This window comes from Robbsia andropogonis (assembly GCF_034047095.1).
Taxonomy (GTDB): domain Bacteria; phylum Pseudomonadota; class Gammaproteobacteria; order Burkholderiales; family Burkholderiaceae; genus Robbsia; species Robbsia andropogonis.
On the sequence record NZ_CP139170.1, the window covers coordinates 2,443,192 to 2,469,191 of the forward strand.

At 59.1% G+C, this 26,000-nt stretch carries 22 protein-coding genes and 3 pseudogenes; 10 read left to right on the plus strand and 15 right to left on the minus strand.

The annotated features are described in order from the left end of the window. Positions 1–159 precede the first annotated feature (159 nt). Positions 160–582: a nuclear transport factor 2 family protein gene (locus SJQ66_RS24150; protein WP_253465635.1), complete on the minus strand. Its 423-nt coding sequence runs from the start codon at positions 580–582 to the stop codon at positions 160–162. Between the two features lie 276 nt (positions 583–858). Further along, on the minus strand, positions 859–2,490 hold the full coding sequence (locus SJQ66_RS24155) for a hypothetical protein (RefSeq protein ID WP_253465638.1): 1,632 nt from the start codon (positions 2,488–2,490) through the stop codon (positions 859–861). 235 nt (positions 2,491–2,725) lie between these two features. Between SJQ66_RS24155 and SJQ66_RS24160 the strand changes: the two genes are divergently transcribed. From SJQ66_RS24160 to SJQ66_RS24200, 9 genes are all read left to right on the plus strand, one after another. Then, entirely contained in the window at positions 2,726–4,015 is a 1,290-nt protein-coding gene (locus SJQ66_RS24160) for an acyl-CoA dehydrogenase family protein (protein ID WP_046153918.1), read from the plus strand. A 26-nt stretch (positions 4,016–4,041) separates the two neighbouring features. Further along, complete coding sequence (locus SJQ66_RS24165; protein ID WP_082103086.1) at positions 4,042–4,647, plus strand: nitroreductase family protein; 606 nt, start codon at positions 4,042–4,044, stop codon at positions 4,645–4,647. Continuing rightward, on the plus strand, positions 4,644–5,285 hold the full coding sequence (locus SJQ66_RS24170) for an NADPH-dependent FMN reductase (RefSeq protein WP_046153919.1): 642 nt from the start codon (positions 4,644–4,646) through the stop codon (positions 5,283–5,285). The genes SJQ66_RS24165 and SJQ66_RS24170 overlap by 4 nt, the downstream gene beginning before the upstream one ends. Continuing rightward, complete coding sequence (locus SJQ66_RS24175; RefSeq protein WP_320534634.1) at positions 5,266–6,612, plus strand: acyl-CoA dehydrogenase family protein; 1,347 nt, start codon at positions 5,266–5,268, stop codon at positions 6,610–6,612. Before SJQ66_RS24170 ends, SJQ66_RS24175 begins: the two co-directional genes overlap by 20 nt. Further along, positions 6,609–7,130, plus strand: a complete 522-nt coding sequence (locus SJQ66_RS24180) for a nuclear transport factor 2 family protein (RefSeq protein WP_320534635.1) — start codon at positions 6,609–6,611, stop codon at positions 7,128–7,130. Before SJQ66_RS24175 ends, SJQ66_RS24180 begins: the two co-directional genes overlap by 4 nt. An 8-nt stretch (positions 7,131–7,138) precedes the next feature. Continuing rightward, the gene (locus SJQ66_RS24185) at positions 7,139–8,515 is read left to right on the plus strand and encodes an acyl-CoA dehydrogenase family protein (RefSeq protein ID WP_082103088.1); all 1,377 of its coding nucleotides are present in this window, start codon (positions 7,139–7,141) and stop codon (positions 8,513–8,515) included. A 101-nt stretch (positions 8,516–8,616) separates the two neighbouring features. Further along, entirely contained in the window at positions 8,617–10,008 is a 1,392-nt protein-coding gene (locus SJQ66_RS24190) for an MFS transporter (RefSeq protein WP_253465648.1), read from the plus strand. Positions 10,009–10,205: 197 nt separating this feature from the next. Then, positions 10,206–11,525, plus strand: a complete 1,320-nt coding sequence (locus tag SJQ66_RS24195; RefSeq protein WP_407691571.1) for an FCD domain-containing protein — start codon at positions 10,206–10,208, stop codon at positions 11,523–11,525. After that, positions 11,522–13,042, plus strand: a complete 1,521-nt coding sequence (locus SJQ66_RS24200; protein ID WP_320534637.1) for an MDR family MFS transporter — start codon at positions 11,522–11,524, stop codon at positions 13,040–13,042. The genes SJQ66_RS24195 and SJQ66_RS24200 overlap by 4 nt, the downstream gene beginning before the upstream one ends. A gap of 135 nt (positions 13,043–13,177) precedes the next feature. On the opposite strand, the gene SJQ66_RS24205 is transcribed toward SJQ66_RS24200, so the two are convergent. Next, positions 13,178–13,579, minus strand: coding sequence for a MerR family transcriptional regulator (locus SJQ66_RS24205; RefSeq protein WP_046153923.1), 402 nt, complete (start codon positions 13,577–13,579; stop codon positions 13,178–13,180). A gap of 147 nt (positions 13,580–13,726) precedes the next feature. On the opposite strand from SJQ66_RS24205, the gene SJQ66_RS24210 reads away from it, so the two are divergent. Continuing rightward, positions 13,727–14,287 carry a cation efflux transmembrane domain-containing protein gene (locus tag SJQ66_RS24210; protein WP_320534638.1) on the plus strand — a complete coding sequence of 187 codons (561 nt, stop codon included), beginning with the start codon at positions 13,727–13,729 and terminating at the stop codon, positions 14,285–14,287. A gap of 71 nt (positions 14,288–14,358) precedes the next feature. Here SJQ66_RS24210 and SJQ66_RS24215 read toward each other — a convergent pair. The 12 genes and pseudogenes from SJQ66_RS24215 to SJQ66_RS24270 form a co-directional block, all read right to left on the minus strand. Next, positions 14,359–14,436: pseudogene (locus SJQ66_RS24215) on the minus strand (IS3 family transposase); the annotation flags it as partial. Between the two features lie 273 nt (positions 14,437–14,709). Next, positions 14,710–15,837 (minus strand): 3,4-dihydroxy-2-butanone-4-phosphate synthase, encoded by a 1,128-nt coding sequence (gene ribB, locus SJQ66_RS24220; RefSeq protein ID WP_253465657.1) that lies wholly within the window; start codon positions 15,835–15,837, stop codon positions 14,710–14,712. Positions 15,838–15,965: 128 nt separating this feature from the next. Further along, positions 15,966–17,156, minus strand: a complete 1,191-nt coding sequence (locus SJQ66_RS24225; RefSeq protein WP_253465661.1) for a carbohydrate porin — start codon at positions 17,154–17,156, stop codon at positions 15,966–15,968. Positions 17,157–17,855: 699 nt separating this feature from the next. Beyond that, positions 17,856–18,077: pseudogene (locus SJQ66_RS24230) on the minus strand (transposase domain-containing protein); the annotation flags it as partial. Further along, positions 18,073–20,151, minus strand: a complete 2,079-nt coding sequence (locus SJQ66_RS24235; RefSeq protein ID WP_320533729.1) for a recombinase family protein — start codon at positions 20,149–20,151, stop codon at positions 18,073–18,075. The pseudogene SJQ66_RS24230 and the gene SJQ66_RS24235, both read right to left, overlap by 5 nt. Then, a complete protein-coding gene (locus tag SJQ66_RS24240; RefSeq protein WP_320533730.1) occupies positions 20,141–20,341 on the minus strand; it encodes a hypothetical protein in 201 nt (66 codons plus the stop codon). The genes SJQ66_RS24235 and SJQ66_RS24240 overlap by 11 nt, the downstream gene beginning before the upstream one ends. 248 nt (positions 20,342–20,589) lie before the next feature. After that, positions 20,590–21,963 (minus strand): annotated as a pseudogene (gene tnpC / locus SJQ66_RS24245) (IS66 family transposase); the annotation flags it as partial. A 59-nt stretch (positions 21,964–22,022) separates the two neighbouring features. Further along, positions 22,023–22,358 carry an IS66 family insertion sequence element accessory protein TnpB gene (tnpB, locus tag SJQ66_RS24250; RefSeq protein WP_320534639.1) on the minus strand — a complete coding sequence of 112 codons (336 nt, stop codon included), beginning with the start codon at positions 22,356–22,358 and terminating at the stop codon, positions 22,023–22,025. Continuing rightward, positions 22,355–22,738 carry a transposase gene (locus SJQ66_RS24255; protein ID WP_320533725.1) on the minus strand — a complete coding sequence of 128 codons (384 nt, stop codon included), beginning with the start codon at positions 22,736–22,738 and terminating at the stop codon, positions 22,355–22,357. Before SJQ66_RS24255 ends, tnpB begins: the two co-directional genes overlap by 4 nt. Before the next feature lie 151 nt (positions 22,739–22,889). Continuing rightward, entirely contained in the window at positions 22,890–24,293 is a 1,404-nt protein-coding gene (locus SJQ66_RS24260) for a 3-oxoacid CoA-transferase (RefSeq protein WP_046153926.1), read from the minus strand. Next, positions 24,293–24,718, minus strand: coding sequence for a Zn-ribbon domain-containing OB-fold protein (locus SJQ66_RS24265; RefSeq protein ID WP_253465665.1), 426 nt, complete (start codon positions 24,716–24,718; stop codon positions 24,293–24,295). The genes SJQ66_RS24260 and SJQ66_RS24265 overlap by 1 nt, the downstream gene beginning before the upstream one ends. After that, positions 24,715–25,869: a thiolase family protein gene (locus SJQ66_RS24270; RefSeq protein ID WP_253465668.1), complete on the minus strand. Its 1,155-nt coding sequence runs from the start codon at positions 25,867–25,869 to the stop codon at positions 24,715–24,717. The genes SJQ66_RS24265 and SJQ66_RS24270 overlap by 4 nt, the downstream gene beginning before the upstream one ends. Positions 25,870–26,000 lie beyond the last annotated feature (131 nt).

A 26,000-nucleotide genomic window follows, 5' to 3' on the forward strand; every position in this document is an offset into this window, starting at 1 on the left:
CATCGGTCGCACCCGGACGGGACCACCTGGCTCAGATCCATGGGCCGCGAGATGCGAGGGATCTGTCTACTTACAATCGGAAGTCCATCCGTTTCAGATTTTTCATGCGTCCTTGCTGGTCACGGACGAGGTCCATTTCCGCGTGGACGGTCCACCAGGCTATTGCGGGTGCTTGGGAGGTGCGATCTTGTTTATGCCGCTCCAGTGTTCAGCGAGCTTTCCATCGCGCACACGATACGCGTCGAACACGAAAAAGGGATAGGTGCGCGTCGGGTCGTCCGGTTCGGGCTGAGGGAACTCGCCCGCGATAACGACGATATCGCCTTCGGCAACGAGAAGTGTCGGCGGAATCATAAGGTCCGGCCGAACCGGCAAGGGCGGCAGGCCGCGAAATGTCTCGGCTACGAGCGCCTCCAGGCCAGCGCGGCCGCTGGGCAGATGTGCACTATGCTGCTGGTAGTCTTCCGTCACGAAATCCTTCACCGCCGCGGGATTCCGGGCATCAAACACATGCCGGTAGAAATCGATCACGAGCTGCCGGTTGCGCGCCGCTTGGTCCGTCGATTGGAGTTGATTCGTCATGTTTTTCATTTTCCGTATGACTACATCGTATAAGCACGGGCCCCATCGTTTTTGCGGAAGACCGCAAAAACGATGACGTGGGTGGCATTGCCACGCATGTCGATGAGGCCTGCGCGGTCGTCACATCCATGGGTGCGACGCCAGGCTACCCCGCATGGCCGACGACCCATGCCACCTGCTACGTCGGTGCGTCAGGATGCTTGTTGGGGAGTATGACCGACGGGAAACAGCGGGCGGAAGTCACAGAAGGTCGCGTGATCGTTTCCGCGATAAGGTCTAGGACGCTTTAAGAGAACCCGCGAGGGAATTGAAATGGGGGTGGGAGCGCAGGATATCGTAAGCAGGCGAAGTGAGTAGCAGCAACTCCTGGATATGCGTGCGCGACATCAGTGTGCGATCCAGCCAGTGAAAGGCCTGCTCTACCTCGTGCAATCCGGCATGAATCAAGGTCATCGCCGCCGAGTTGGGGCCATCGGGATTTACGCTATCGTTCTGTAGAACGTTCAGTATCCCCCTTGCCTTGGCTTCCTGTCCGGTTTGGGCATAGGCGTAGCCGAGATGCGCCAATGCTATGGGATGTTCGTCCATGAGACGAGAGGTTTCCTCCAATTGCGCGACGGCGGTTTTGGGGAGTCCTGCGTAAAGAAAGCAGTCGCCCAGCAACAGTTTTACCGCATCGAACTCCGGCGCCAGCGCCACGGATCTCTGGGCAAACATGATCGCGTCGTCGAAGTCGCGCATATGCATGCAAATCGCGGCAAGCGAGGAAAGCGCGAAGGCAGAGCGCGGCGCCAGCTCCACACCACGCTTCGCGGCAACGAATGCCTCCCGCAGCCGTCCGGACTGAAGATGCCCCAACCCCATCGCGGTATGGGGCAGACCATCCGCCGGACTCGCCATGATCGCCTGGTTGAACATCGTCGACGCTTCATCCACATACCCGGACGTGAGACGCCCCAATCCAAGGGCGACCTGCTCACTTGCCGTCCGGTCCCGGATCGCGCCACGCAAATACTCTCGCAACAGCACGTTATCCCGCAATACATAACGCGGCGCCATCTCGTCCTCACCCGTCATGGTGGCGGATTTGGAATCGAGCCAGGCATGAACGGAAGCGGCAACATCGGTTGCCACCTTCCGTTGGAAACCCATCATGTCATCGACTTGCTGTTCATGGCGTCCCGACCAGACGGTCACATCGCGTATCGGGTCGACGATTCCCAGATTCAATCGATAGGTACTGCCCTGCCGGAAAAGGCTGCCCTCCATGACGTAGGACACCTGTGAGGCACGAACGATAAGTGGGAGATCCATCGTCGCCTGGCCGAATTTCTGGCTGGAGCCGCGTGATAGCACGGCCAGACTCGGCAGGTTGGCGAGATACAGGCTGATCTCGTCGTGGAAAGACGCGACCAGATAGGGGTCTTCGATATTCAAGCCAGAGAACGGCAAAACCAGCAACCGGGGCCGAGGCTGTTCGCGCACCGGCGAGCGCACCGCCGCCATCGCTGTCGTTGTGGTTGTCGTTGACGCCGTCGTCGCGATGCTTCCGGTCTTGAACTGGAACGTCGGTGCGAATCCACCTTTGGGCAAGGAAATTCGCACCAGGTCCATCGCGCCCTCGGTCCGGTAGTAGCGCTCCAACCGCGTCCTCAGTCGCCAGGCTTCGGTACGCACACTCGTTTCAATCCGCGGGTCGAAGCCACCATCACGACCAAACGCATCCACCGCGATCGTGAATTGTTTCAAACGATCACCGCGGCCCGCCAGCGTCTCGGATACCAAATAGCGCAGCAACTCCCGCAGACGCTTCGCGCGACGGAAGGTTTCGCTTTGCAGCACAGCATGAAGCGCCGTGGTCACGCGCTCCTCTTGCAGTTCAACGGTCGTGACGACACTTGGAACCATGCTGTGCTCGCATATCGCGCATTCGGATTGGCCCATTCTATCCATTTTTTTTGCTCACATCACATCGCGCCATGCAGGCGTAGGTCACATCACGTCACAGATTGACGTCGATGCGACGGCAATGTGTGACCCGAGGGACGGCGACCGTCGTCGATTGCGCGTAACCCTCTGAGACTTTGTTCCTCACCAGGTGCGCGCCACTATCGGGCCGTGTCCAACCCCCAATGAAAATGAAATGAACACACTCAGCAAGCCGGTGGATTTCCGCGCCGGACCTGGCGCACCGCCCGTCGATGCCCCCGCCCCCGGCCCCAGTCCCGAAGCGGTGAAGATGCGCGACGCGATCATGGCGTTGACGCCGCTCTTGCGCGACACCGCATGGCAGAGCGAGAAAGAGACGGCGCTCGTACCGGAAGCATTGCAGGCCCTGGACAAGACCGGCTTCTTTCGCATTACGCTGCCGGCGGCATGGGGGGGCTCGGCCTTCGGCGCGCGCGATCTGGTCGAGGTGATTGCCGCTGCGTCTTATGCGGACGGCTCGGCGGGATGGAGCGGCTTTGCGGCATCCGGTATCCGCATGGTCCTAGCCTTCAGTCCGCAAGCGGTGGACGAGGTGTCGAAGCAAATACCGGACTGGGTCGGGCCCGCGGCGGTGGGAGCCTCTATCTTTTCCAACATCGTCGGACAGGCCAGACGTACCAGTGACGGATTCATGGTCACCGGCAAGTGGATGTACGGCAGCGGTTGTCGTTATGCCGCATGGGCCGTTGTTGGTATCGAATGGGAAGAGGAGAACAAGCCGGTCCGCGGCCTGGCGCTGATCTCCAAGGATCAGTACGAGATCCTCGACGACTGGCATGTCATGGGCATGGCCGCGAGTTCGAGCAACAGTATCGTCGCCCGCGAGGAGATCTTCGTTCCGGCCTATCGCGTCGTCCGCCATGCCGATCTCCCGGTCGCCCTGGGCGCGCTGCCGCAGAAATACGAAGGCCTTACGTATCGGATGGGACCGCTGGCAACGATGCTGTCGACGGCGCTCGCCAATATAGCGATTACCCTGGGTATGGCCCGAGGCTGTCTCGATTGCTTTATCGAACAGGCAAACAAGCGGGTACCGTTCAACCTCCCTTATGAAACGGTCGCGGCGATGGCGTCAACGCAGGTTGTCGCCGGACGCGTGCACGCCCGGATCAAGGCCGCGGAAGCATTGATCCTGCAGACCGCCGACGAAGTGGATGCCCGCACCCGTCGCGGCGAAGACTTCATGCCGCGTGAAGAATCCCTTGCCACGATGAGCCTGGTCTACGCCGCGAATCTTTGTGGCGAGGCAATAGACGAGATGCAGCTTTGCATCGGCTCCTCGACGGTCAGTCTGCGCAACCCCATTCAACGCTTTGCCCGCGACGCTCGGGTAATGCTGACGCACGGTGCCATCCGTCGGGACCCGGCCGCCGAAATCGCGGGCAGGCACGTGCTGGGTCTTCCGCCGTTCAACATGTTCGCAGGCGGTCTGGCACAGCGCTAATCCCTTTCACACAGAGAAAATCCACTATGTCTTTGTCATCCAACAATCGCTCATCGACTTACGCCATCGACCCGATCTTTCTCGAGCGCTGGTCGCCCCGTGCACTCGATGCGGAAGCCGTTATTTCCGATCAAGAGTTGATGACCCTCTTCGAAGCGGCGCATTGGGCTCCGTCCTCTTTTAACTCGCAACCGTGGCGCTTCATCTATGCCCGCCGGGATACGCCGGAATGGTCGACGCTGTTCGATCTTCTCGTGCCGATGAACCAGGGCTGGGCCGCGCGGGCCTCCGCGCTGGTCTTCCTGGTATCGGCCACCACCGCGCAACCACCGGGTGCTCCTGGGCCGCTACCCTCTTACAGTCATTCGCTCGACGCCGGCGCGGCCTGGGGTTATCTCGCCTTGCAGGCAACGCGGCTCGGATGGTGCACGCACGCAATGGCCGGGTTCGACGTCGAACGCGCTTATACGGCGCTCGATGTGCCCGCCGACACCTATCGGGTTGAAACGGTGATCGCTATCGGCAAGCTGGGAGACAAGCGCGTGCTGCCCCCGCCCTTGCAGGAGCGCGAGCAGCCCAACGCTCGGCGACCGGTGGAGGAATTGGTGTTCAAGGGAGGCTTCCGGTCATGAAGACGTCTTCGGACAGGCCTTTTATCGTCGGGATCGGCGGAACGGCCGCCAAAGGCTCGTCCACGGAACAAGCACTGGCCATTGCCTTGTCGGCCGCACAGGCAGCGGGAGGCCGGACGCAGCGCTTCGGCTGCGAGGCACTGCTGGCCCTGCCGCATTACGTGCCGGGCGGCAGCGCGCGCGACGGTGAAGGAAAAGCGTTGATCGAGGCGGTTCGCGCGGCGGATGGCCTCATTATCGCAAGCCCAGGGTATCACGGCACCATCTCGGGTCTGGTCAAGAACGCCATTGATTACCTCGAGGAAATGGCCAAGGACAAGCGCGTCTATCTGGACGGGTTACCCGTCGGATTGATCGCCACCGCCTATGGCTGGCAAGCAACTGGCGGCACTCTCGGCGCGCTGCGATCGATCGTTCATGCACTACGTGGCTGGCCGACGCCCATGGGGGCCGCCATCAACACGAGCGGAAAAATCTTTTCCGACGGTATCTGCCATGACCAGACCGTCGTCAATCAGCTCGAATTGGTTGGTCGTCAGGTCGTCGAATTCGCGGGATGGTCCGCACAGTACGCGTCACAGTCAACACCACTTGAAAACGTCAGCAAGGAAACTCGCTATGTCACAGATCCAGATTGACCGGCCGCCGCTCGGGACTGGCCTGCCGCCCCTCCCGCCCATGGTGCCGACCGGTTCCGTGGATTCCCCTTGGATCACCGATACCGGCCGCGACATCGCCGCCAAGGTACGCGCGCTGATACCGCTCATCCGTGAACAAGCGCAAGAAGGCGAACGGCTCGGTTCGCTGACACCCGATGTGCTTCGCGCCATCACGGACGCCGGCATTTTCAAGATGGGAATGCCCATCGAATGGGGGGGGCATGCGCTTGGCGCGCGCGATCTCGTCGAGATCATCAGTATTCTTGGCGAGGCGGACGGCTCCGCCGCCTGGGCCGCTTTCGTCGGCGTGGGCATGAAGAACCTCCTCGCGCTGAAGCCCCAGGTCATCGAGGAAGTCCGCGTCGACACCCAGGGTTGGGCCGGCCCGGTCATCGTTGGCGCTTCCGTGTATGCGACGAAGGTCGGCGATGCGCGCAAGGTCGACGGAGGGTGGATGGTCAAGGGTCGCTGGGCCTTTGGCAGCGGCTGCAAACATGCCAAATGGGCATTGCTCGGCATCGAGTACGACCCGGCGTCCGGCGGCGGTTCCGGCCGCGGCGTCGTCGTAGTCCAGCGCGAACAATACACGATACTCGACGACTGGCATGTCATGGGCTTGTCCGGCACGGCAAGCAACAGTCTGGAGATCATCGAGGAACAGTTCGTACCGGACCATCGATTCCTCGATCTGGCGGAATTTCCGCTACAAATGCAGCTCATTCGCGACCGGTTCCAAGGTGCCGGTTTCCAGCAGCGCGGTCTCGCCCAGTTGCTTACGGTAACCCTCACCAATATCGCCATCGCCTTGGGCATGGCCCGTGGCGCGCTGGCGTGCTTCGCGGAGCAGGCGCAGACACGCAAGCCGTTCAGCCTGCCCTATCCCACCATCGCAGACATGGCGTCCGTCCAGGTGGCCGCGGGTAAATCCCTGGCCATGATCAAGGTCGCGGCCGCGACGATCGAGGGCTGCGCGGACCAGTTGGACGCGAGAACAGCGGCCGGCCTGGATTTCGGCATCGAAGAGGAATCCGAATTCAGCCTGAGCCTTGCGTATGCGGGAAATCTTTGCGAAGACGCGATCACCCTGCTGCAAAAGACGATCGGATCTTCGTCGATGTCGCTGAAAAATCCGATTCAACGCTTTGCGCGCGATGTCCGGGTTCTGACGTCACACGGCGCGATCCGCGTTGATCCGCAATCGGAACAAAACGGCCGCCGCATCCTGGGGCGCGAGCCGTTCCCGATGTTCGGCGGCGCCGTGCCGACCCGCGACAATCAAATCAAAAAGGAGTTTGTGAACCGATGAGCGATTTCACCATTGTCGATGGCGTGGCCCAGATTCACAATCCGGAGCTGTACCTGACCTGGCTTGACCGGCCAGACTATATCGAGGCATTGGCGGCCTCTCCCTCGCCGGAGATCACGGCAACCAAGCGGCTGCTCATCGAGTTCGAGGCAGAGCTCGCCCGCATGGTGCGGGATAACACCGTGCAGCGGGACGTCGAGGCGGTGATGACGCGTTTCGTGGCAGAGGACTATATCCAGCACGATCCAAACGCGCCGGGCAACGGCCGCGAGCTGCTCATCGAGCATTTTCGTCGCGTTCCCCTGAGCGGTGTCACCCCCCCTCCCGTGGTGAGCGTGATCGTCGAGGGGGAACTCGGCTGCATCATGATGAAGGAGCCGACGCCTGATCCAACCGCTCCTGGCCAGACCTATGACTGGTACATGATCACGGTGTTCCGGGTGCGCGGCGGCAAACTCACCGAGCACTGGAGCACCTTCAGAAAAATGGCCGACCCGTTTCCACCGCAAAAGAATTGAGGCGTGCCATGAACAAAGATTTCCGTTTTCCCGGGACAACCCCGAAGTTTCCGGAATCGGCCTATAGCAGCGAAACCGGACGACGCATCCGCGATAACGTGATACGCAACCTGGAACTGTTGCGCGCGCACGCCGCGGAGGGAGAAAAACTCGGGATGCTCGCCCCGGCGACGCTCGAGGCGCTGCACGAAGCCGGCGTATTCAAGATCACGCTTCCGATCGAGCTTGGTGGCTATGCACTCGGAGCGCGTGACAGCGCCGAGATCATCAACGCACTCGGTCTCGCCGATGCCTCCGCAGGCTGGACGGTGATCGTCTCGAGCGCCGCACGGAACACCCTCGCTTTTCCCGAGCGCGCACGGAACGAAGTGTTCAGCGACGCGGACAAATGGGTGGGGCCGTTGATGTTCGGTGCAACGATCCTGGCGCCCCATGTAGGTGATGGTCGCAAAGTCGAAGGCGGCTACATGGTCAAAGGCAAATGGCCATTCGGCAGCGGGTGCCGCGTTGCAGCCTGGGGATCGGTCGGCATTGCGTATACCGACCCGAAAACCGGCGCCGAGCGCCGCGCGATGGCGATATTGTCGAAAGACCAGTACCAGATCGTCGATGACTGGAAGGTCATGGGACTGGCGGCGACATCAAGCAACAGCGTGCGGGCCGAGGAAGAAGTATTCGTACCGGACTATCGCGTCGTTCATATGGACGAGTTGATCGGGCTCATCGACGGACTCCGGGGCAAATACCAGGGCCTGGGCTTTCAGCATAGCCCCATCGGCTCGATGGTGGCGATGACGGTCTCCTTCGCGGCACTTGCCTGCGGCATGGCCAAAGGCGCGTTGACGGCATTCATCGAACAAGCAAAAAAGCGCCCGCCTTTCAATCTTCCCTATGCCACCATGTCCGAGATGGTCAGTATCCAGGTGGTGGCGGGAAAGGCACGCGCGGTCATCAATGCCGCCGAGGCGGTGATCTACCGTCATGCCGACGAGGTCGACCGTCGTGCCATCGCAGGAGAGGATTTCTTTCCGCCGGACGAACCGGAAATCACGATGGATCTCGTGCATCAGATCCATCAATGCCTCCAGACCGTCGATGGCCTTCAGCTTGCGCTGGGATCCTCGACAGTCAGCCTTAGCAACCCGATACAGCGTTTCGTTCGCGATATTCACGTTCTGGCGACGCATGGCGCTTTCCGGGTGGATCCGATGGCCGAAATCAATGGCCGCGACCTATTCGGTTTGAAGCCGTTTCCCATGCTGGCCGCGTTGGCCCCGTCCTCCGGGCCGCCGTCCGGCGCCCCATCGGGCCCGCCTTCCGGTTTCCCGCCGGGACCACGCCCGGGCTTTCCACCGGGACCACCGCCGGGTCTTGCGAAAATATGATGGATACCTAACATCACCCGCCGTCACACTAAAAAAACATATCGTGACGTGCGGTCAAGCGGCTAGGAAAAAACGCCTATCCTCACCCAAAGGAGACAAACTTGGAACAGATTGCCGACCGATCCTCATTTCATGGTCACCCGCCGCCCAAAGCATCGTGGCAGACCTATCTTATCGATTTGCTACAAGCCCCTGCCAAGGCAAAAGCCGCGCTTCTCGGATGCTTCATCCTGATGACCCTCAGTCCGGCGGGACTGTCGGCGATGATGCCCTTCATCACCGCATCATTCGCGGCCCACACCGGCAAGCCGATGCCGGAGGCAATCCTGCTCTTCGTGGCGATTCCGCTGTTGATCGCACCGCTGATCCTGCCGATCGCTGGTGCCTGGGTGGACCGATGGGGCGCGAAACGGGTCGCCATTCCGGCGTCTGTCCTGTACGCCGTAATGACAGCGCTGATACCTTTGAGCAGCGCCTTGCCCTGGCTTTTTGGCCTTGTCATCGTGCTCGCGTCGGTGTTTGGGTTCATGGCCAGCCTTGCCGTGGTCTTCAAGGTGGTCACAGGATGGTTCCCGCGCCACCGCGGCATCGGTTTCGCGCTCATCGGCATGGTATCGAGTTTGGCCAGCGCCGTATTCTCCCCGGTGTTCCAATGGGCAATCGACGGCAATAAGTCAGGGTTTGCCGGCCTTGGATGGGACGGCACCTACTATGCCGTTGCAGCCTCGATAGCGATCATCGCGATTCCGGCCACGCTGTTCCTTCTATCCGAACCCGCCTACGCGCCCGCCGAGCCAGCCTTTCCGAAAAACCCGGCCGAGCTGGACCTGCGCGATGTCCCCGGTGTCCCGCTGCGCAAGGCGTTGCGGACCCACACCTGGATATTCATCACCGTGTCCCTGGCGCTGGCTGCAGCGGGCCCCATGGCCGTACGGCAGAATGCGGTCAGTTTTTTTGCGGAACGGGGCTTCGATCCGGCGATCGTCGCGATATCGCAATCGGTGCTTTTCATTGCCTCGATCGTCGGCTTGCTCTTGGGTGGCCTGACGCTCGACCGCTCTCGCCGCCCGTGGATCGTCGTCCCCATCTTCGCGGTCGTGCCGATCGGCCTTCTCCTTTCCTACTTCAATCACGGCAACGTTCCCTTGCTATTCCTGGCTACCGCCTGCCTCGGCTTTGCCACAGGCGCGGAATCATCATTGGGGCCATTCCTCATCGCCCGCTATTTCGGCCTGAAATGCTTCGCCCAGCTCCAAGGCCTCACGCTCGCCATCTCGACACTGTCGCTCGGACTTTCGCCTTTCCTGGTAAGCATCATGCAGATGGCCACGGGCAGCTATTCCGTCCCGTTTGGCGTACTGACCGCGCTCACCGGCCTGGCCGTACTACTTGCATTTTTCCTGCCGAAATACCCTGCCGAATGGATTCACCCTGCCGAACACGAGGGATTCACGGCCCGGGAAACCGCCACACCACCAGGAGACACGTTCTAGGCAATCCGCTGTTGGGAACAAGGCTGTGATGGCAGGACCGCATTGCCGGCGCTCGATCGGGCGCGGACATACACAAAAAAGAAGGAGACGTCATGAACATGACTGGTGTCAGGGCGGAAGTCCGACGCGAGTTCAGCGATCGCATTGTCGGTCCCGACAACAGGCCCAGTAAGCTCGCGCATTACACGGTGGCCGCCATGGAAGAGGATCTCTCCGTGCGCGGCTGGCCGGAAGGCCATCTGATCGGGTCCGTTTCAGAACTGCGGCAGCGCTTTGGGATGGGCCGCAAGGCCTGCCAGGAGGCCATCGCGATCATGGAAACACGGCGGCTCATCAATGTCCGGCGCGGTGTTGGCGGCGGCCTCTATGTCTCTCGTCCCGGATTGAACGACACCGCGGAAGCCCTGATTCTGCATCTCGTCCTCAGCCGCGCCTCCCCCCGCGCCCTTCGCGATGCACGCATCGTCGTTTGCCAGTTGGCCATCCGCTCGATCATCAACAGTCACGCACCTTTCGTGTATCGCGATGCCCCCACGATCGCAGGCACGGCACCCGGATCGAACTTTCATCGCCAACTCGCGCATGCCTCTGGCAATCCGGCCATCGCGTTCCTCATGGATATTCTGGAGGCGCTGCCTCTACGCTACGTGCGCACCACGCCGCTGAACCTGGTCGAACCGTCCGCGATCCACATTGCCCCCTTGGACAATGCGATCATCGACGCCACCCAGCACGGTGACGCGGAAACGGCATGCTGCCTGATCCGGGACCGTATACAGTTACTAGACATGGTGGGGGTGAATCGCCCCATGGACCACGTCCGCTTCGACCAGAGGACGACCTTCCTCGATATGAAAAAAGCGGCCGGCCGGCTGGCGGGATTGCTCGTCGAGGAAATTCTGGCGCATACGGCGTCTGCTTCATTCAAGCTCGGGTCCGAATGGGAAATAGGCGCACGCTACGGATACACCACCGAGGTTGTACGTCCGGCCCTGCGCATGCTTGAGGATCTCGGCATCGTTACCTGTTGCCGCGGGCGCAGCGGTGGGGTGATGAGCACTCCCCCCAAAATCGGGCCCGTCGTAAGGTTGATCAGTTCGGGCATTGCCAGCGGCGGCATCTCCGATGAACAGAACTTTGGATTGGCAAGCCAGCTCGTGATAGAAGGTGTACGCTTGGCCGCCGATCGTAACAAGCATGCGAATGAGCTGCCGGGCGAGGATCTGCCCTCTCAGAAAATTGACAAACTGACGGATCTTATCGACATCGAAAACAGGTTACTCGACATGATGGACAACACGATCCTGGCCATCTTCGTGCGAAGCCTGGCGCTGCAATGCCTGCTCGGCAAGACGCTGGCGGACCTTGCGCGATTTTCGGAAAGGCGCGCCTCGGCCACATATGCCTGCAACCTGGCCATCTCGCGCGCCATCCAAACGGGGGATGCGACGGCCGCGGTCAGGGCAGCCGAGCGCAAAAGCACATTGATGAAGGACGAAATAATGGGGGTTTCGTGAGTCTCGTCGATCGCGTGGTGCGCCGTGCCAATCCCCCTTCCGACTTACCCGATAAACTCGACCCTCCGCTATTGCGCATCGCGGGCGTCGTGGTCCTCGGCGCCTTCATGTCGATACTCGACACGACCATCGTCAACGTCGCGATCCGCGGATTGACCAAGGCCTTCCATGCGCCGCTGGAAACCACGCAGTGGATCTCGACGGGATATATGCTGGCCCTCACCACAATCATCCCCCTCGCCGGCTGGGCTGCAGACCGCTTTGGCACCAAACGCCTCTATCTCACATCCATCCTGCTGTTTCTGATCGGGTCCATATTGTCTGGTGCGGCCTGGTCGATGACGACACTGATCGTCTTCCGTGTCCTGCAAGGCTTGGGGGGTGGCATGATCCTGCCTGCCGGCATGACGCTTCTGAGCCAAGCCGCGGGGCCACAGCGTATGGGACGCTTGATGGGCATCGTGGGACTTCCCATCGTGCTCGGCCCCATCCTGGGTCCGACCCTCGGCGGATGGCTTGTGGACGACGTTTCATGGCGCTGGATATTCTTCATCAATGTACCGGTCGGCGCGATTGCGTTCCTTGCGGCCTATCATGTGCTGAAGCCCGACGAATCCAAACCGCACCACGCGTTGGACTGGCCAGGCTTGCTTCTGCTTTCACCGGGCCTGGCAATTTTTGTCTATGGCCTTGCGCGAACGACGGCAGCGGGCAACTTCGATTCGTTGATCGCGGAAGGCTGTACGCTTGGCGGGCTGGCGATGATCGTTGGATTCATCCTGCATGCCCTGCATCGCGACGATGCGTTGATCGATGTGCGACTGTTTGGTGGGCGGACCGTTGGCGCGGTGGCCTTCATTACCTTCCTGTTGAGCGCCGTTGGTTTCGGCATATCGTTGCTGCTGCCTTTATATTTTCAAATGGCACGGGGTTATTCGGCTTTCACCACGGGCATGCTGGTTGCGGCCGAGGGGCTGGGTGCCGTCGGAGCAATGCCAGTGGCGGGCTATCTCGCCGACAAGATTGGCGCGGGGAAAGTGGTGTTGGCGGGGATAGCATGCATGGCGTTATCAGTTTTGCTATTGAGCATGATCGACGGTGCAATGCCGCTCTGGCAGATTGAAGGAATACTGATCCTCGAAGGACTCGGGAAAGGCGCGACGATGATGCCTGCCACGAGTGCGGCCCTCAGTACATTACGAAAACACGAGATCGCCCGCGCAACGAGCGGGCTGAATGTCATCCAGCGTGCTGGCGGCGCCCTCGGCACAGCGTTGCTTGCGGTGATCCTGACGCACGGGATATCTCGTTTCGTCCCTGGCGCGGGTACCGGTATCTTGCACGCTGACGCAGGGCCGAGTGTGCCACGGGAGATTGCGTCAGCACTGGAACACGTCTTTCGTCACGCGTTTTTATGGTCGCTTGGGATGGTTGTATTGGCCGGTTGTCCCGCCCTGCTCCTGTTGCGTGGCCGCGCCGATGGTAAAAGCGATAAGCCCGCGGCTTCGATGCATTGACACGGCGTCGCACACCGCCGTGCAGCCTTTTTATTTGTGGGGTCGCGCAAATTTGAACTGCCCCCCAGAAGTTAGACAGTATGAGAGAGAAGGGCCAACGTGTCGATTAGACACGTCGGCCCTTTTGCATTTGGGTCAGCAAGACCTGGATAAAGCGCTGACCAACTCGCAGTGCGCCGCAGTCTGGCCTTGGCATCCGACGACCTGTTTAAGCGCACGTTGCATCCGCTGCAGATCACGTATTTTTCCCTGTATATCCTTCAGATGTTCGCGCGTCATGCGATCGGCATCGGCGCAAGGCCGATCCGGATGATGAACGAGCGCAAGCAGTTCGCGAATCTCGTCGATAGTGAAGCCGAGCTCTCGGCCGCGACGAATGAACGATAGTTGGTCCGCAGACGCCTTGTCATATTGGCGATATCCGTTGCCCGCCCGACTGGCGGCAGGCAAGAGTCCGACCTTCTCGTAGTAGCGAATAGTTTCGATGTTGACGCCAGACACCTCGCTCAGCGTTCCGATGGAATATATTTCAGCCATGGCTTGACCCTGTAGTGGCTACAGGGTTCAGGATACGCCTTTCAGAACCTCAGCGAGGGCGCTATGCCAGGAGATTGCTGCCATCATTGTGATGAGCCACCACGTGAATCGAGCGCCCAATATCGCAAATTGCTGTGGATCGCACTGGTGATCAATGGCGCTATGTTTGCCGTAGAGCTCGCATCTAGTTTTCGGGGCGAATCCGTTTCTCTTCTCGCTGACTCGCTCGATTTTCTGGGCGACGCGGCGAACTACGGTATCAGCCTCGCTGTTCTCGGAATGACTCTCGACGTTCGTGTGAAGGCATCGCGCCTCAAAGCTGCGTCCATGCTCGCTTTCGGCGTTTGGGTGTTGGCGTTGGCAGTATGGCATTTCACGACTGACCGGATACCAAATGTTCCGATCATGGGCGCCGTAGGATCGTGTGCGCTTTTAGCCAATGGCACCGTCGCGGCGCTTCTCTACCGATTCAGGGAAGGGGACAGCAACATGCGCAGCGTATGGCTGTGCACCCGTAACGACGCCCTCGGCAACCTGGCCGTACTACTCGCTGCGCTCGGCGTATTTGGGACAGGTTCGGCGTGGCCAGACCTCATTGTCGCTGCAACTATGTCGTTTCTAGCGGTGACCTCAGCGCTACGTATCATTAGGCCGTCCAACGAGGAGTTGCGAGGCTATCAACAGAGTCGATCAACCGCGCAGAATTAGGCCCGTTGCCGGTGCGTCCTTGGGAACGTACGAGGTGACGTAATCCGCATCTTCAAATCATCCACGTACTTTTAACGGTACTGAACAGGACTTAAGCCCTTAAGCTTCATTTTGATGCGATCGTGGTTGTAGTAGCGAATGTATTGCTCCTCGGCCCGTGAACTGTTGAATCCATTGCCCTGGACGACCCATGAGACACCTCCGAGAATAAGGTGTTGCGACGACCGGTTGAATCTACCTTTTTTCTGATCTGTCAGATAACGACGCCATACGACCGCGACTAATTATTACGTGTGGCTATCGATCAAACAGAACCAAATTCCGTCTTGAAACGATGTTGTCGATAGCATTCCACAGGCAGCAATAACCGAGACATATCGTTGGAATATTATTCTTCCAGTCATCCTGCCCGCCTGCGATTGCTATACAGCAACCGTGATCGGACGCTCCTCGACAACTGACAAGCCGTATCCCGAGATCGCGGACAAGCTGTGACGATGATTCGTCAACAGGATCATTTGCTGAACGCCGAGTTCAGCAAGCACCATCGCGCCGGCGCCGTAGTCGCGTAGCTCCCTGAGTTCCGCGTCCCGATCACCTTGGTTACGAAACCGAACCGTCGCGGCGAAGGCATCCGTTTGTGGCTTGTTGATAATCACCACGACACCGGCCCCTTCCTCCCCGATCATTTCCATCGACCGGGCGAGGTGACCCGATTCCGCACCTGCCTCACCAAAGGCATCAGAAAAAATAGACAGTGCGTGCATTCGTACGAGCACAGGCCGACTCGGGTCGATGATCCCCTTTACCAAAGCCACTTGTTCGGTCTTGTTGGCCTTGTTCCAGTATGCATAGGCCAGCCACTCGCCACCCCATTTACTCGTGAACGTCGTGGTTGCCTTGCGCTCGAGCAGATGATCGTGACGCAACCGATAGGCGATCAGATCCCGGATCGTGCCGATCTTCATATCGTGCCGCTGTGCAAACGCGATAAGATCGTTCATCCGCGCCATCGTGCCGTCATCCTTCATGATTTCGCAGATCACACCGGACGGGTTCAACCCGGCGAGACGTGCTACATCCACGGATGCTTCCGTATGACCGGCCCGGATCAAAACGCCGCCATCACGGGCTCGTAGAGGGAAGACATGCCCAGGGCTGGTGATATCCAACGGCCCCTTTGTGGGATCTATCGCGACAGAGATCGTACGCGCGCGATCCGCTGCCGAGATGCCCGTGCTGACGTCTTCTCGCGCTTCTATCGATATGGTAAAAGCCGTTTCATGGCGTGTGCCGTTGGAACGACTCATTAGTTCAAGCTTCAGTTGTTCGACCCTCGACTCGGTCATTGCGAGGCAAATCAGCCCTCGACCATGCGTTGCCATGAAATTGATCGCGTCCGGCGTGGCCATCTGGGCCGGAATGACGAGATCACCCTCGTTTTCACGATCTTCATCGTCGACCAGGATGAACATGCGGCCATTGCGCGCTTCATTGATGATCGCCTGAGGCGAGGAAATACAGGATCGCGTTTCAGCAGACAGATTCATTTTTTCTTGCATCATAGATGCCCAATCGGTAATCCTCATTGCGTCGGTGCCTGCCTCACGTTCGATGACATCATCAATATTGGCGCTACTCCCCGGGGGATATCGGCGAGTAGCCCAGGTTCATGGATCTAGAACGACATCATCAACTTCTCATTGAGGATCAGTGCCCTTGGCAGCTTCTCGCCCGCCACCGTTCCCGGATTCGTGATCAACGATGCCGTCGAGATCAAATAGATCCCCGGCCGTACGCGATACGAATATGAAATGGCGCCTTGCGTGGATACGGTGGAAGTATTGACAAGGCCGCGTGCCGCTTCGATCGCCTGCAAATTACTACTTTCATAGCTCTTGCTGAAACCAACCGATATCATGTCGTATGGGCGGCTCGCAAAAGGGCCGACATAGAACAGATTGACCGCATAATCCTTGGTAAACAAATTGCGATCGGAGGGCGCCGCGTCCACTTTGATATCGAGGCTCAATCCTCCTGGGTTGTTCGCATTCTTGAGGAGCTGCATGGTAAACCCGGCATACGCCGCATAGTTATTGCTCGCTGTCTGTCCATTGAATCTCGTATAGTCGGTTGTATTGTAAATAAAGCCGGCTCTCGCCCAGATTGTCTTGCTGTCTTTCGACACACCGGTTTTATAGCCAACTTCATTGATAAACAACGGCCCGGTATCCGGGGTCCGCCATCTGAAGCCCGTCGGATTTTCCGACAACTCTACAATTGCACCGGATGAACTGATACTCCGCGCCACCCCAAAATGGTAGTAAAAGTTCTTTGTCCACGGATCCCTGACAGTAACCTCCGCGGTAGGCGTGGGCGTGTAGACGCTCATGCCTACCAGCGCCGGAATGGAGCTTTGCAACCCCTGTGCGGCAGACCCTGCGTTCCCGGTGAGGTTCATCCCCACGAAGTCCTGCACGGTCAGCAGGTAACCAGCCTTCAACTCAAGTGCATTCCCAAACAATGGCACGCTGATAGCCAACGTGGTCATCGCCGGGTCCATCACGGGCGCCTCGCCCGTTCTACCGTTAGAAAAAATCTGAGAAGCGCTGCCGGTAAATTGCGAACCGAGGGGAAACCCGATACGACTCAAATCATAGGTAACGTAGATGTTCGTAATGGAATAGGCGCTAGCACGTTGCCCGGCGTAGTTTTGCGACCCAGACCGATAGCGGTTTAAAACGTCATACTCCGCCACAGGTGAAATCGATGCCTGTATACCCCAACCGGATTCGGCCAGCCAGGGCCGAAGGCCGAATAATTTTGGAAAGACGGTATCGCATGTAGATGGCAAGTAGATCGTGCTCATGATACGGGTATTGTATTGATCGTACTTTTGACAATCAAAGCTGCCCGTGGAAAGCGATCTTGACAGGTCGGGAACCGCCGACGATGGCGGTGCTTGCGCAACTGACATCTGCGATGCTTGCGTACTCTCAGATGTTTGTGCCTCCGCCACGCAATCGAATGTCCCGAGGAAAGCAACCAACGACGCCAGCGAGATGATCTTACGACTCGACGGCGACAGTGATGCTGAGAGCCAATTCTGGTCCAAAGTCTCCTCCTTATTATTTATTTGGAAAGCACTTCTTGGTACCAGCGCTCATCATCAGCGCAGTGCCCCCAAAAAAATAGGTGCATCTATCGCGACGAGCAACCGGACCGCAGATTGCTCGTGGGCGACAAGGAGGAAAGCTTTTGTTACTTGAATTTTGTCAGATCGGCCAGCTCCAGCCTCGTATTCTCCAGATGTGATGTCTCGTATCAAGCGCCAGCTGTACCTCTGCGGTATCGAACGTTAGCGCATGTGGCATGAGATTTTTATTAAGATGCCGCGGATTGGAAAGCAACATGTGCGTTGTTCGCTCGTCCTCTTTGCTCGATGATTCAGACCAGAACGAATGCCGCGCTCACCATACCTTCTCAACGGCCGCGCTTAACAAGGGTTTACGCTCCTGTTGTAATGTAAGCGGCTGGTGATCCCATCTTGACGATGGTGGATGACGGGTTAGGTTGCCGTGGGCTGCCAGTTGTGCGGCAAGAGATCATCGATCTGCCGTGCCGGATGGGTTGGCAATCGATTTAGTACGTCTTTGAGATAGGCGTACGGATCGTGACCATTGAGCTTGGCCGACTGCACGAGACTCATGATTGCCGCCGCGCGTTTGCCTGCCCGCAATGAACCCGCGAACAGCCAATTCTTCCTGCCCAGCGCAACGGGGCGTTCATTGTGCACCTCCTTCTGAAACCTGGATAAACATTGGGATCTGGCCTTCGACATCGTTGCGACACGGGCGATACTTGCGCGCCAGTGCTGCGGTAACCGCTTCGCTGTGCAGATCGATCGTCCGAATCTGCCATGGGGCATCAGGCACGACCTGCTCGGCAGGCAGAATCCGATCGTTGATCAAACGCCGGATCATGTAGTGAGTGACACCAAGCTCCTTCGCTGCCTCAGACATCGTCAGCCAGTCGCCATCCTTATCTGCCGACTTGTAGGCGTGGATATCGCGGACATGCCGTACAGAGCTGACACGATGTGCGGTCCAGGTCTTGCCCTGTCCTGTGCGTATTCCCATGCGGTTCAGTGATGCAGCAATGTCCTCGTCGGACCATCGGGTTACCATGCTGCGAATAACCGCGAGCGCTTCGTCTGACGTACTGCAGCCATGCTCGCCAGTTCGCGGCCTGCGAATCCGTAGCCGGGAATGTTGACCGCCTTGCCAGTGGATCGTCAGAATGATTTCGCGTGTAGCCTCGTCGACGTCGGCAACGATATCGACGATGAGCGCGCGAACAAGCTGTTGACGTGTGCGCATGGCGACGCTCGGTGCATTCCACGCAGCATGAAGATCTTCGGCGAGCTTCGTAAAGTCAGGCAGGGGAGCCTGCGCCTTTGGTGCAGTCACCGTCTCCACGCGCGTCTGGCAGGCCTGTACACGACGTAATGCCGCTTCCCAGTTCTTCTCCAGCTGCGCGGCAATCAGGCGGTTCTCGGGATCACAGGCGGCGTAGCGCCGCTCAGCCAGCGTGGCCTCGTACTGGGCCTGCTGCAGTTCGAGTTCCACGATCTGTTGCTGCTCGTTCAGGGTATCCATGTGCATTTGCTCAGCCTGTTGTGCCGCTTCGATCGCCAATGGCTCCACGACGCGCAGAAGCTCCTTGCTGACAGTCGCATCGATACGGGAACCACCGAACCTCATACATCGCGCTGACGTGTCGAAGCGGTCACACCGGTACACGGCCTGCGGGATACGTCCAGCGTAGGCCACCGACAGGCGACGTCCACAGCGTGCGCAGGCAAGCAGGCCAGCGAGCAGCGCGCGGCCACCACGACCGGATTTTACGTCGCCCGCCTTGCCGTAAGCATTTGTCGCGAGCTTCTTCTGGTTGCGTTCAAACTCCGCCCAGTCGATGTAGCCTTCGTGGTGTTCCCGGAGCATGACGTCCCAGTTCTCAAACGGCTTGCGGTGCTTGTAGCTCTTGCGTGCCCGGCCTTCGACGATCGTCATCTGCTTGCCGCTCTTGCCATACGCGTAGACACCAGCATAGAACGGATTCTTGAGCACCGAAATCACGTTACGGTAGCGTATTGGAGTCCAGTCGACCCGCGTCAGCGTCCGGCCGTCAGAGGGGCGCGGGAAGTGGACCTGTTCAGCGTTCATCGACAGCAGAACCTGCCGCGCGCTGCCCAGTTGCCGGAAACGAGTAAAAATCAGGCGTATGACTTCCTGCAACCGTGCGTCTGGATCGAAACCCAGACCAACATCACGATGCCAGATATAGCCGACCGGCACGCTGATACGTAATTCACCACGGTGTGCCTTCTCTCGTTTGGCGTCGTGCATGCGCGTTCGAAGCACGTTGAGTTCGAATTCGCTGATGCTGCCCTTCATGCCAAGTAATAGCCGGTCATTTGCCCGGCAAGGATCGTACACACCGTCAAGGTCGATTACCCGCGCTTGAACGAGACCACAGAGCTCGAGCAGATGATGCCAGTCGCGTCCATTGCGGGCAAGGCGTGAGGCGTCCAGGCAAAGCACTGCGCCGACATCGCCTGCACACAATAACGCGACCAGACGATCAAAGCCCGGTCTCGCAACTGTGCCGCTCGCCGAGCGTCCCTGGTCGTCGTCGATGACTTCGACGTCGCGAAATCCATGTCGCTTTGCTTCCTGCACGAGGTCATACTGCCGGCGCCGGCTCTCGAGGTTCAGTTGGACCTGCGTTCGGCTGGACTGTCGGACATAAACTACCGCCTTGCGTTTAAGAAGATCTGCGGGCAAACGATCATCATTCGTCATCGTTACGCCCCTTCGCAGTCGGGATGCCCGCCGCCTGCATCAACAGGCATGCGAGATGCCTGAGCGTGTTTGCCCGTTGCACCGCGTTCATCCCCTGAAGCTCGACCGCGTCGAACATCAGGTTCATCTGGGGCGGCATCGACCGCGATAACTGTTGACCTGCTGGAACGACGTTTGGCAGATTGCCCATTGCGTTTCTCCCGGACGTTGGTGGAACCGTCCGGAGAGTTTCCCCGCAAATGCAGATCGACCAGCAATTGATGCAGATTATGCAGTGTCGCTACGGTAACTCTCGGTTCGCCGAGAACCATCGCTGAACAAATCGCGGCATCGAGCATCCATCCCGCGATCATCCTGATTACACCGGGGTCCGCCTCCACATGGACGACCTGACCTCCGCCGCGACGCTCGATGTCTTTAACCTTGACGCGACGCCCATACAGCGGATGCCAACGATAATGAATCTCGACTTCCTGCCCGATATGGGCAGAATGAACGGGAAATTGCGATCGGGCGAATTTGATTTTCTGCCCAGTTGTTATCAATGGGCAATTGGCTATCGTCCAAGAATCGCGTGAGCGCTTCCCAGCGACGTAGGCTGTAGTCGAGCGCCTTGGCAATCGCCGAGCCTTCGCTCACTTGCTGACGGTGCAGCAGCATCCAAGTATGAAGCGCATCGGCAATGGGCCGACTTCGTTTCTGTCGTCGTTCGTGACGCTCATCGGGTTCTAGATTTTGTACTTCGCGCTCGATGTCGTAGAGCTGCCCAATGTGGGTCAACGCCTCTTCGGCAATCTGGCTTTTATTGCTCGCGTGCAACTCGTAGAACTTGCGCCGTGCATGCGCCATGCAGCCGATTTCCGTCACGCCCTGGGCGAATGAGGCTTTGTATCCGCTGAAGTCGTCGCAAACGAGCTTGCCCTGCCAGTTGCCGAGGAAGGCACGAGCATGTTCTCCCGCACGGCTCTCAGCGAAGTCGTAGACCACGCCCTTCATTGACTCGAACGCGCCAGGACAGTAAGTCCAGAGATAGGATCGGTGCGTCTTCTGTTTGCCGGGCACCAGCATCGAGACCGGTGTCTCGTCCGCTTGCAGCACGCGGTGCTGAACAATTTGCGCACGCAGGGCGTCAACTAACGGCTGCAACTGCACCCCGCATGCGCCAATCCACGCGCCCATGGTGGAGCGAGGGATGGCGAAGCCCGCGCGCTCGAAGATGCGCTCTTGGCGGTAAAGCGGGAGATGATCGCTGTATTTCGCGACCAATACGTGGGCCAACAGCCCCGCCGTAGGAATGCCTTTATCGATGACGTGCGCGTCGACGGGGGCTTGGATCAGCGTCTCGCACTTCGCACACGCCCACTTGCCCCGGATGTGTCGCTCGACCGTGAACACGCCCGGCGTATAGTCCAGCTTCTCGCTGACATCCTCGCCAATGCGTTTGAGTTGGCAGCCGCACTGGCACAGCGTTGACTCGGGTTCGTGGTGTAAAACGACGCGCGGCAATGCTGCTGGGAGCGCCGCGCGGCGCGGCTTGTTCGCCTCGGTCTCGCGCGGCGGCTGCCCGGACATGTGCGCGAGTTCGTGTTCGACGGCAATCAGGTCGGCATCGATTGCCTCGTCCAGCAAGCTACGCTGCTCGGGCGGCAACTTCTCGCTCTTGGCGGCGAACTGCAAACGCCGCAGTACCGCGATCTCGTGGGTGAGCTTCGCGTTGACGGCCTCTTTGTGACGCACATCCGATATCAACTGCACGGCCAGTGCACGCAGTTCTTCTGCGCTCATGGACTGGAGTTGTGTCGGATCGATCATAGGCGCTATTGTGCCAGGGCAAGAGGACCTCGCCTATTGGCGCACGTGCCGATTGTCCTTCAGGTGACACGCACGACCGCGTCTTCTCCCAGGCGTTGCCAAGGTAGGCCGAGCACCAGTGCTGCGAGTTGTTCCGAGGACAGTGGCAATGGTTGCCCGACGCCACGTTGCGGCCAGACGAAGCGGCGCGTGTTCAAACGCCTGGCTGCCAGCCACACGCCAAATCCATCATGCACAAGCACCTTGATCCGATTGGCTCGGCCATTGGCAAACACATAGGCATGGTGCGGGTGTGCGGCGCCGAAGACCTTGACCACACGTGCCAGTGCGGTCTCGGTGCCGGCACGCATGTCCATGGGCTCGATGGCGAGCCAGATGGCGTCGATACGGATCACCGTAAAATCTCCCGCACCCAGGCGGCACTGTCGTTCAGGCGCTCAGCAGGCCAATCAATGGCAATCGTGATGCCGTTGCGCTGCACTTCGATGCGCATCGGCACCGCAGGGCTCTCGGGCGCAGGTGGCGTGAGCGCGATTGGCAACGGGATGAAGGCCGGCACCGTATCAATGTGCTGCGTTGCCTTCTTCGGTGCGGGTGTCTGCCCAGATTCTTTGATCCAACGACGCAGCACATTGGGATTCATGCCATGCGAGATCGCGAGTGCGGAGCACGACATGCCGAGTTGCTGACTTTGTGCGACCAGATCGGAGCGAAATTCACGCGAATAGGTACGACGGGTTCTGCCTTTATGGGACTGCTCTTCTATAGGGTACACGTGCCCGCTTCCATGATCGTGGAAACGTATGCTCTTACACGCTAATGTCGGACGCTAGATGGGATGACCGGCCGCTTACGTTGTAATTCGTCCTGTTCATGCAAATCGATCATCGCCGTGGCAGCATCTCATTGCAATGCAGCATGGCTCCTCACACGGGTTTGGTATCGGCATGCATGACGCGAACGTTGTCCGCGATCACTAGATCCATATCGGTCAACTGCTGGACTTCAGCTGGCGAGAAGCCAGGAGCCACTTCTTCCAGTACGAACCGGTTTCCGCGACGCACAAGCAAAGCAAGATCCGTGACGATCATATCGACGCATTGCGGCGCGGTAAGGGGATATTGGCACTCCCGTACCAGCTTTGCGCGCCCCTTGCTGTCGCTATGTTCCATCACGATGATGAGCTTGCTTCCGCCAGCGATCAGATCCATCGCGCCACCAATACCCCCTCCTACCTGACCGGGTACGCTCCAATTGGCAAGGTCGCCGTTTTGTGCAACCTGATACGCACCCAGCAGCACAGCTGATAGCTTGCCCGAACGCGCTACTTCGAACGACACGACACTGTCGAACAATGCGCCGCCGGGCCGCATCTCTATAAAACCGCCGGCGGCATCAAAGAGATCGGAATCCGGCACCCCCGAATCATCGAGTAGCTCGTAACCCAAGGCACCGTTCTCGGCATGGAGCGTAATGCTTCGCCCGCCGACATGCGAGGCCACCAAGGTCGGCAACCCGGAGCCCAGATTAACGTAACCATGCTCCGGCAATAGCGCCGCGGCGCGTTGCGCAAATTCCATTCGAGACAAGGCCGGCTTGCCAAAATACTCTCGCCGGCTATCCGGCGCTCGACGCCTGAGGGCACCCTTGGGTATGGCGATTTTCCTGGTCGTAAGCACGATACGGGACACGAAGATACCCGGCAAGCCGACGCGCTCGGGTGCGATGGTACCGGCCTCCACGATTTCCTCGACCTCGACGATGGCAACCCGCGCACCCTTTGCGAAGCTAGGATGGAAATGCGTGCTACTGCCGCGAAACTCGACGTTGCCATTCGTGTCTGCGCGAAAGCCTCGCACCAGTGCATAGTCAACCGGTAGAGCGTGTTCGAGCACATATTGTTTGTCGCCGAACTCGCGCACTTCCTTGCCTTTGGCCAGCGGGGTTCCGACAGTCACCGGACTGTAGAACGCCGGCAACCCGGCAGCAGCGGCACGCAGGCGCTCCACCAGAATGCCTTGCGGCACCATTTCAAGCTGTACCTCGCCGGCAGCGGCGCGTTGCTCAACAAGAGACGGAAATCCGGGCCTTGCTGAAAAGGATAGAACGACCTTGGCAATCTGCCCGTTCTCTAACAGTAGCTCCGGCCGAAATTCTCCGGCACCAAGCGAATTGGCAACCACGCATAGATCGCTCGCGCCCTGCTCCTTCAGCGCGATCACCAAACTGTTCGGATAGCTGTGTCCCACGCCAAAGCCGGCAATGGCGATAGTCGATCCGTTCGGGATGTCCGCTACTGCAGCCTCTGGCGAGGAAAAGATCTTTGTCATTATGTTATATCGGTAAGAAGTGGCCGGAAACGAAGCAAGGCAGCGTCATCCCCCGCATCGCAAAACACCGCTTTTAATGGCAGGCCGATTTTCAGTTGCGCAGGATCGTAGTCGACGATATTGGTCAGCACGCGCGGCCCTTCATCAAGGTCGACCAAGGCGAGCACATAGGACGGTGTCTCGCGATACGCCCCTTCGCCGCGGTGAACGATCGTGAAGCTGTAAACCGTCCCGCGTCCGCTTGCCTCGAACCACTCGACCGAATCATGTCCGCACTCTGGGCAGAATTGCCGCGGATACCAGATGACAAAGCTACACCGCGGGCAACGCGGCAACATCAACCGACCGGCCTTCGTGCCATCCCAAAACGGCTTTGTCTCCGGGACCACGGGCGGCGCCGGCACCGGTAATTGGGGCGCATTCATGCATCACCTCGACCAAGAATCAACGTCGCGCTGCACAGCCGGGAGATACCCCCGCCCGTGCCATGCGCCAGTGCGACTTCACAATTTTTGACTTGTACTTCCGGATTGGCTTCACCACGAAGCTGACGAACCGCCTCAATGATCTTGACCATACCGCCCTGATAGCCTGGGTGGTTGTTGCACAATCCACCGCCATCGGTATTGACAGGGAGTTGACCGCCAATGCGCAACGCGCCGTCCGCAACGAACGCACCAGCCTGCCCCTTCTTGCAAAACCCAAGATCTTCCAGCGTCATCAATACGGTAATCGTGAAGGAATCGTAGATAGAGGCGTAATCGATATCATCCGTCGTTACCCCAGCCTCCTTGAAGGCCGCGGGACCCGACCAAACGGCAGCGGTATAAGTCGCGTCCAGACGACCCGACATGGTGTGCTTGATCGCTTCACCGTGGCCAAGCACCTTCACCGACTGGCGCGTTAAGTCGGCCGCCACCTCCGGAGTGGTCACGATCACCGCACCGCCGCCGTCGGTAACGACACAGCAATCCAATCGTCGCAGTGGATCGGCAACGAAAGGCGATGCGAGCACCTCCTCGACCGTGACCGGTTTGCGCAGCAACGCGTTCGGATTGAACTGCGCATGAAACGCGGCCGCCGCCTTCACTTCGGCAAGTTGCCGGGCGGTGGTTCCATATTCGTACATATGGCGCTGTGCCGCCAGCGCATAGATACCGATATTGGTTTCGCCGTAAGGGGTCTCGAAAGCATACTCCGGCGTTTCAGGAGGTAGTTTCGCACCTCGAACGATTCCCCGGACACGCGCGCCTTGTGTCACCAGCGCGATACGGCACTTTCCGCTTGCCACCGCGAGCGCCGCATGACCGACGTGACAAAGATAGGACGATCCACCTGTAAAAGTCGAATCCGTATAGCGCAGATTCTTCAGGCCGATATATTCGGCTAGCGAGATGGCGCCGAAACCAAGCTGGCCATTGCAAAAAAAACCATCCACATCCTTCAGCGCGAGTCCAGCGTCAGCAAGGGCGCCCAGCGCCACTTCCGCATGAATTTGCGCCGCCGACCGATCTGGCAAGTCTCGGGCTGGGTGCTCATACGCACCGACGATAAACGCTTTTCCGTTCAAGCTCACGCACTACTCCACGGCACATTGCGATATCGCTAGAGTAGCGTCACAGGGCTATCGCTTCCAAGCACGCCGCGCAAGTGTCCGCCGTGTGAATCGACAGGCGAGAGTGGGTTGGAACAGCCTTCCGATTATCG

Bases quoted from the DNA above. Each gene is read 5' to 3' on its own strand.
- ribB (WP_253465657.1), bottom strand. From the start codon at position 15,837: ATGAATCTGTCTGCTGAAACGCGATCCTGTATTTCCTCGCCTCAGGCG.
- SJQ66_RS24240 (WP_320533730.1), bottom strand. From the start codon at position 20,341: ATGGGCAATCTGCCAAACGTCGTTCCAGCAGGTCAACAGTTATCGCGG.
- SJQ66_RS24155 (WP_253465638.1), bottom strand. From the start codon at position 2,490: ATGGTTCCAAGTGTCGTCACGACCGTTGAACTGCAAGAGGAGCGCGTG.
- SJQ66_RS24235 (WP_320533729.1), bottom strand. From the start codon at position 20,151: ATGACGAATGATGATCGTTTGCCCGCAGATCTTCTTAAACGCAAGGCG.
- SJQ66_RS24175 (WP_320534634.1), top strand. From the start codon at position 5,266: ATGTCACAGATCCAGATTGACCGGCCGCCGCTCGGGACTGGCCTGCCG.
- SJQ66_RS24195 (WP_407691571.1), top strand. From the start codon at position 10,206: ATGGAAGAGGATCTCTCCGTGCGCGGCTGGCCGGAAGGCCATCTGATC.
- SJQ66_RS24265 (WP_253465665.1), bottom strand. From the start codon at position 24,718: ATGAATGCGCCCCAATTACCGGTGCCGGCGCCGCCCGTGGTCCCGGAG.
- SJQ66_RS24205 (WP_046153923.1), bottom strand. From the start codon at position 13,579: ATGGCTGAAATATATTCCATCGGAACGCTGAGCGAGGTGTCTGGCGTC.
- SJQ66_RS24225 (WP_253465661.1), bottom strand. From the start codon at position 17,156: ATGAGCACGATCTACTTGCCATCTACATGCGATACCGTCTTTCCAAAA.
- SJQ66_RS24170 (WP_046153919.1), top strand. From the start codon at position 4,644: ATGAAGACGTCTTCGGACAGGCCTTTTATCGTCGGGATCGGCGGAACG.
- SJQ66_RS24150 (WP_253465635.1), bottom strand. From the start codon at position 582: ATGACGAATCAACTCCAATCGACGGACCAAGCGGCGCGCAACCGGCAG.
- SJQ66_RS24180 (WP_320534635.1), top strand. From the start codon at position 6,609: ATGAGCGATTTCACCATTGTCGATGGCGTGGCCCAGATTCACAATCCG.
- SJQ66_RS24160 (WP_046153918.1), top strand. From the start codon at position 2,726: ATGAACACACTCAGCAAGCCGGTGGATTTCCGCGCCGGACCTGGCGCA.
- SJQ66_RS24185 (WP_082103088.1), top strand. From the start codon at position 7,139: ATGAACAAAGATTTCCGTTTTCCCGGGACAACCCCGAAGTTTCCGGAA.
- SJQ66_RS24260 (WP_046153926.1), bottom strand. From the start codon at position 24,293: ATGACAAAGATCTTTTCCTCGCCAGAGGCTGCAGTAGCGGACATCCCG.
- SJQ66_RS24165 (WP_082103086.1), top strand. From the start codon at position 4,042: ATGTCTTTGTCATCCAACAATCGCTCATCGACTTACGCCATCGACCCG.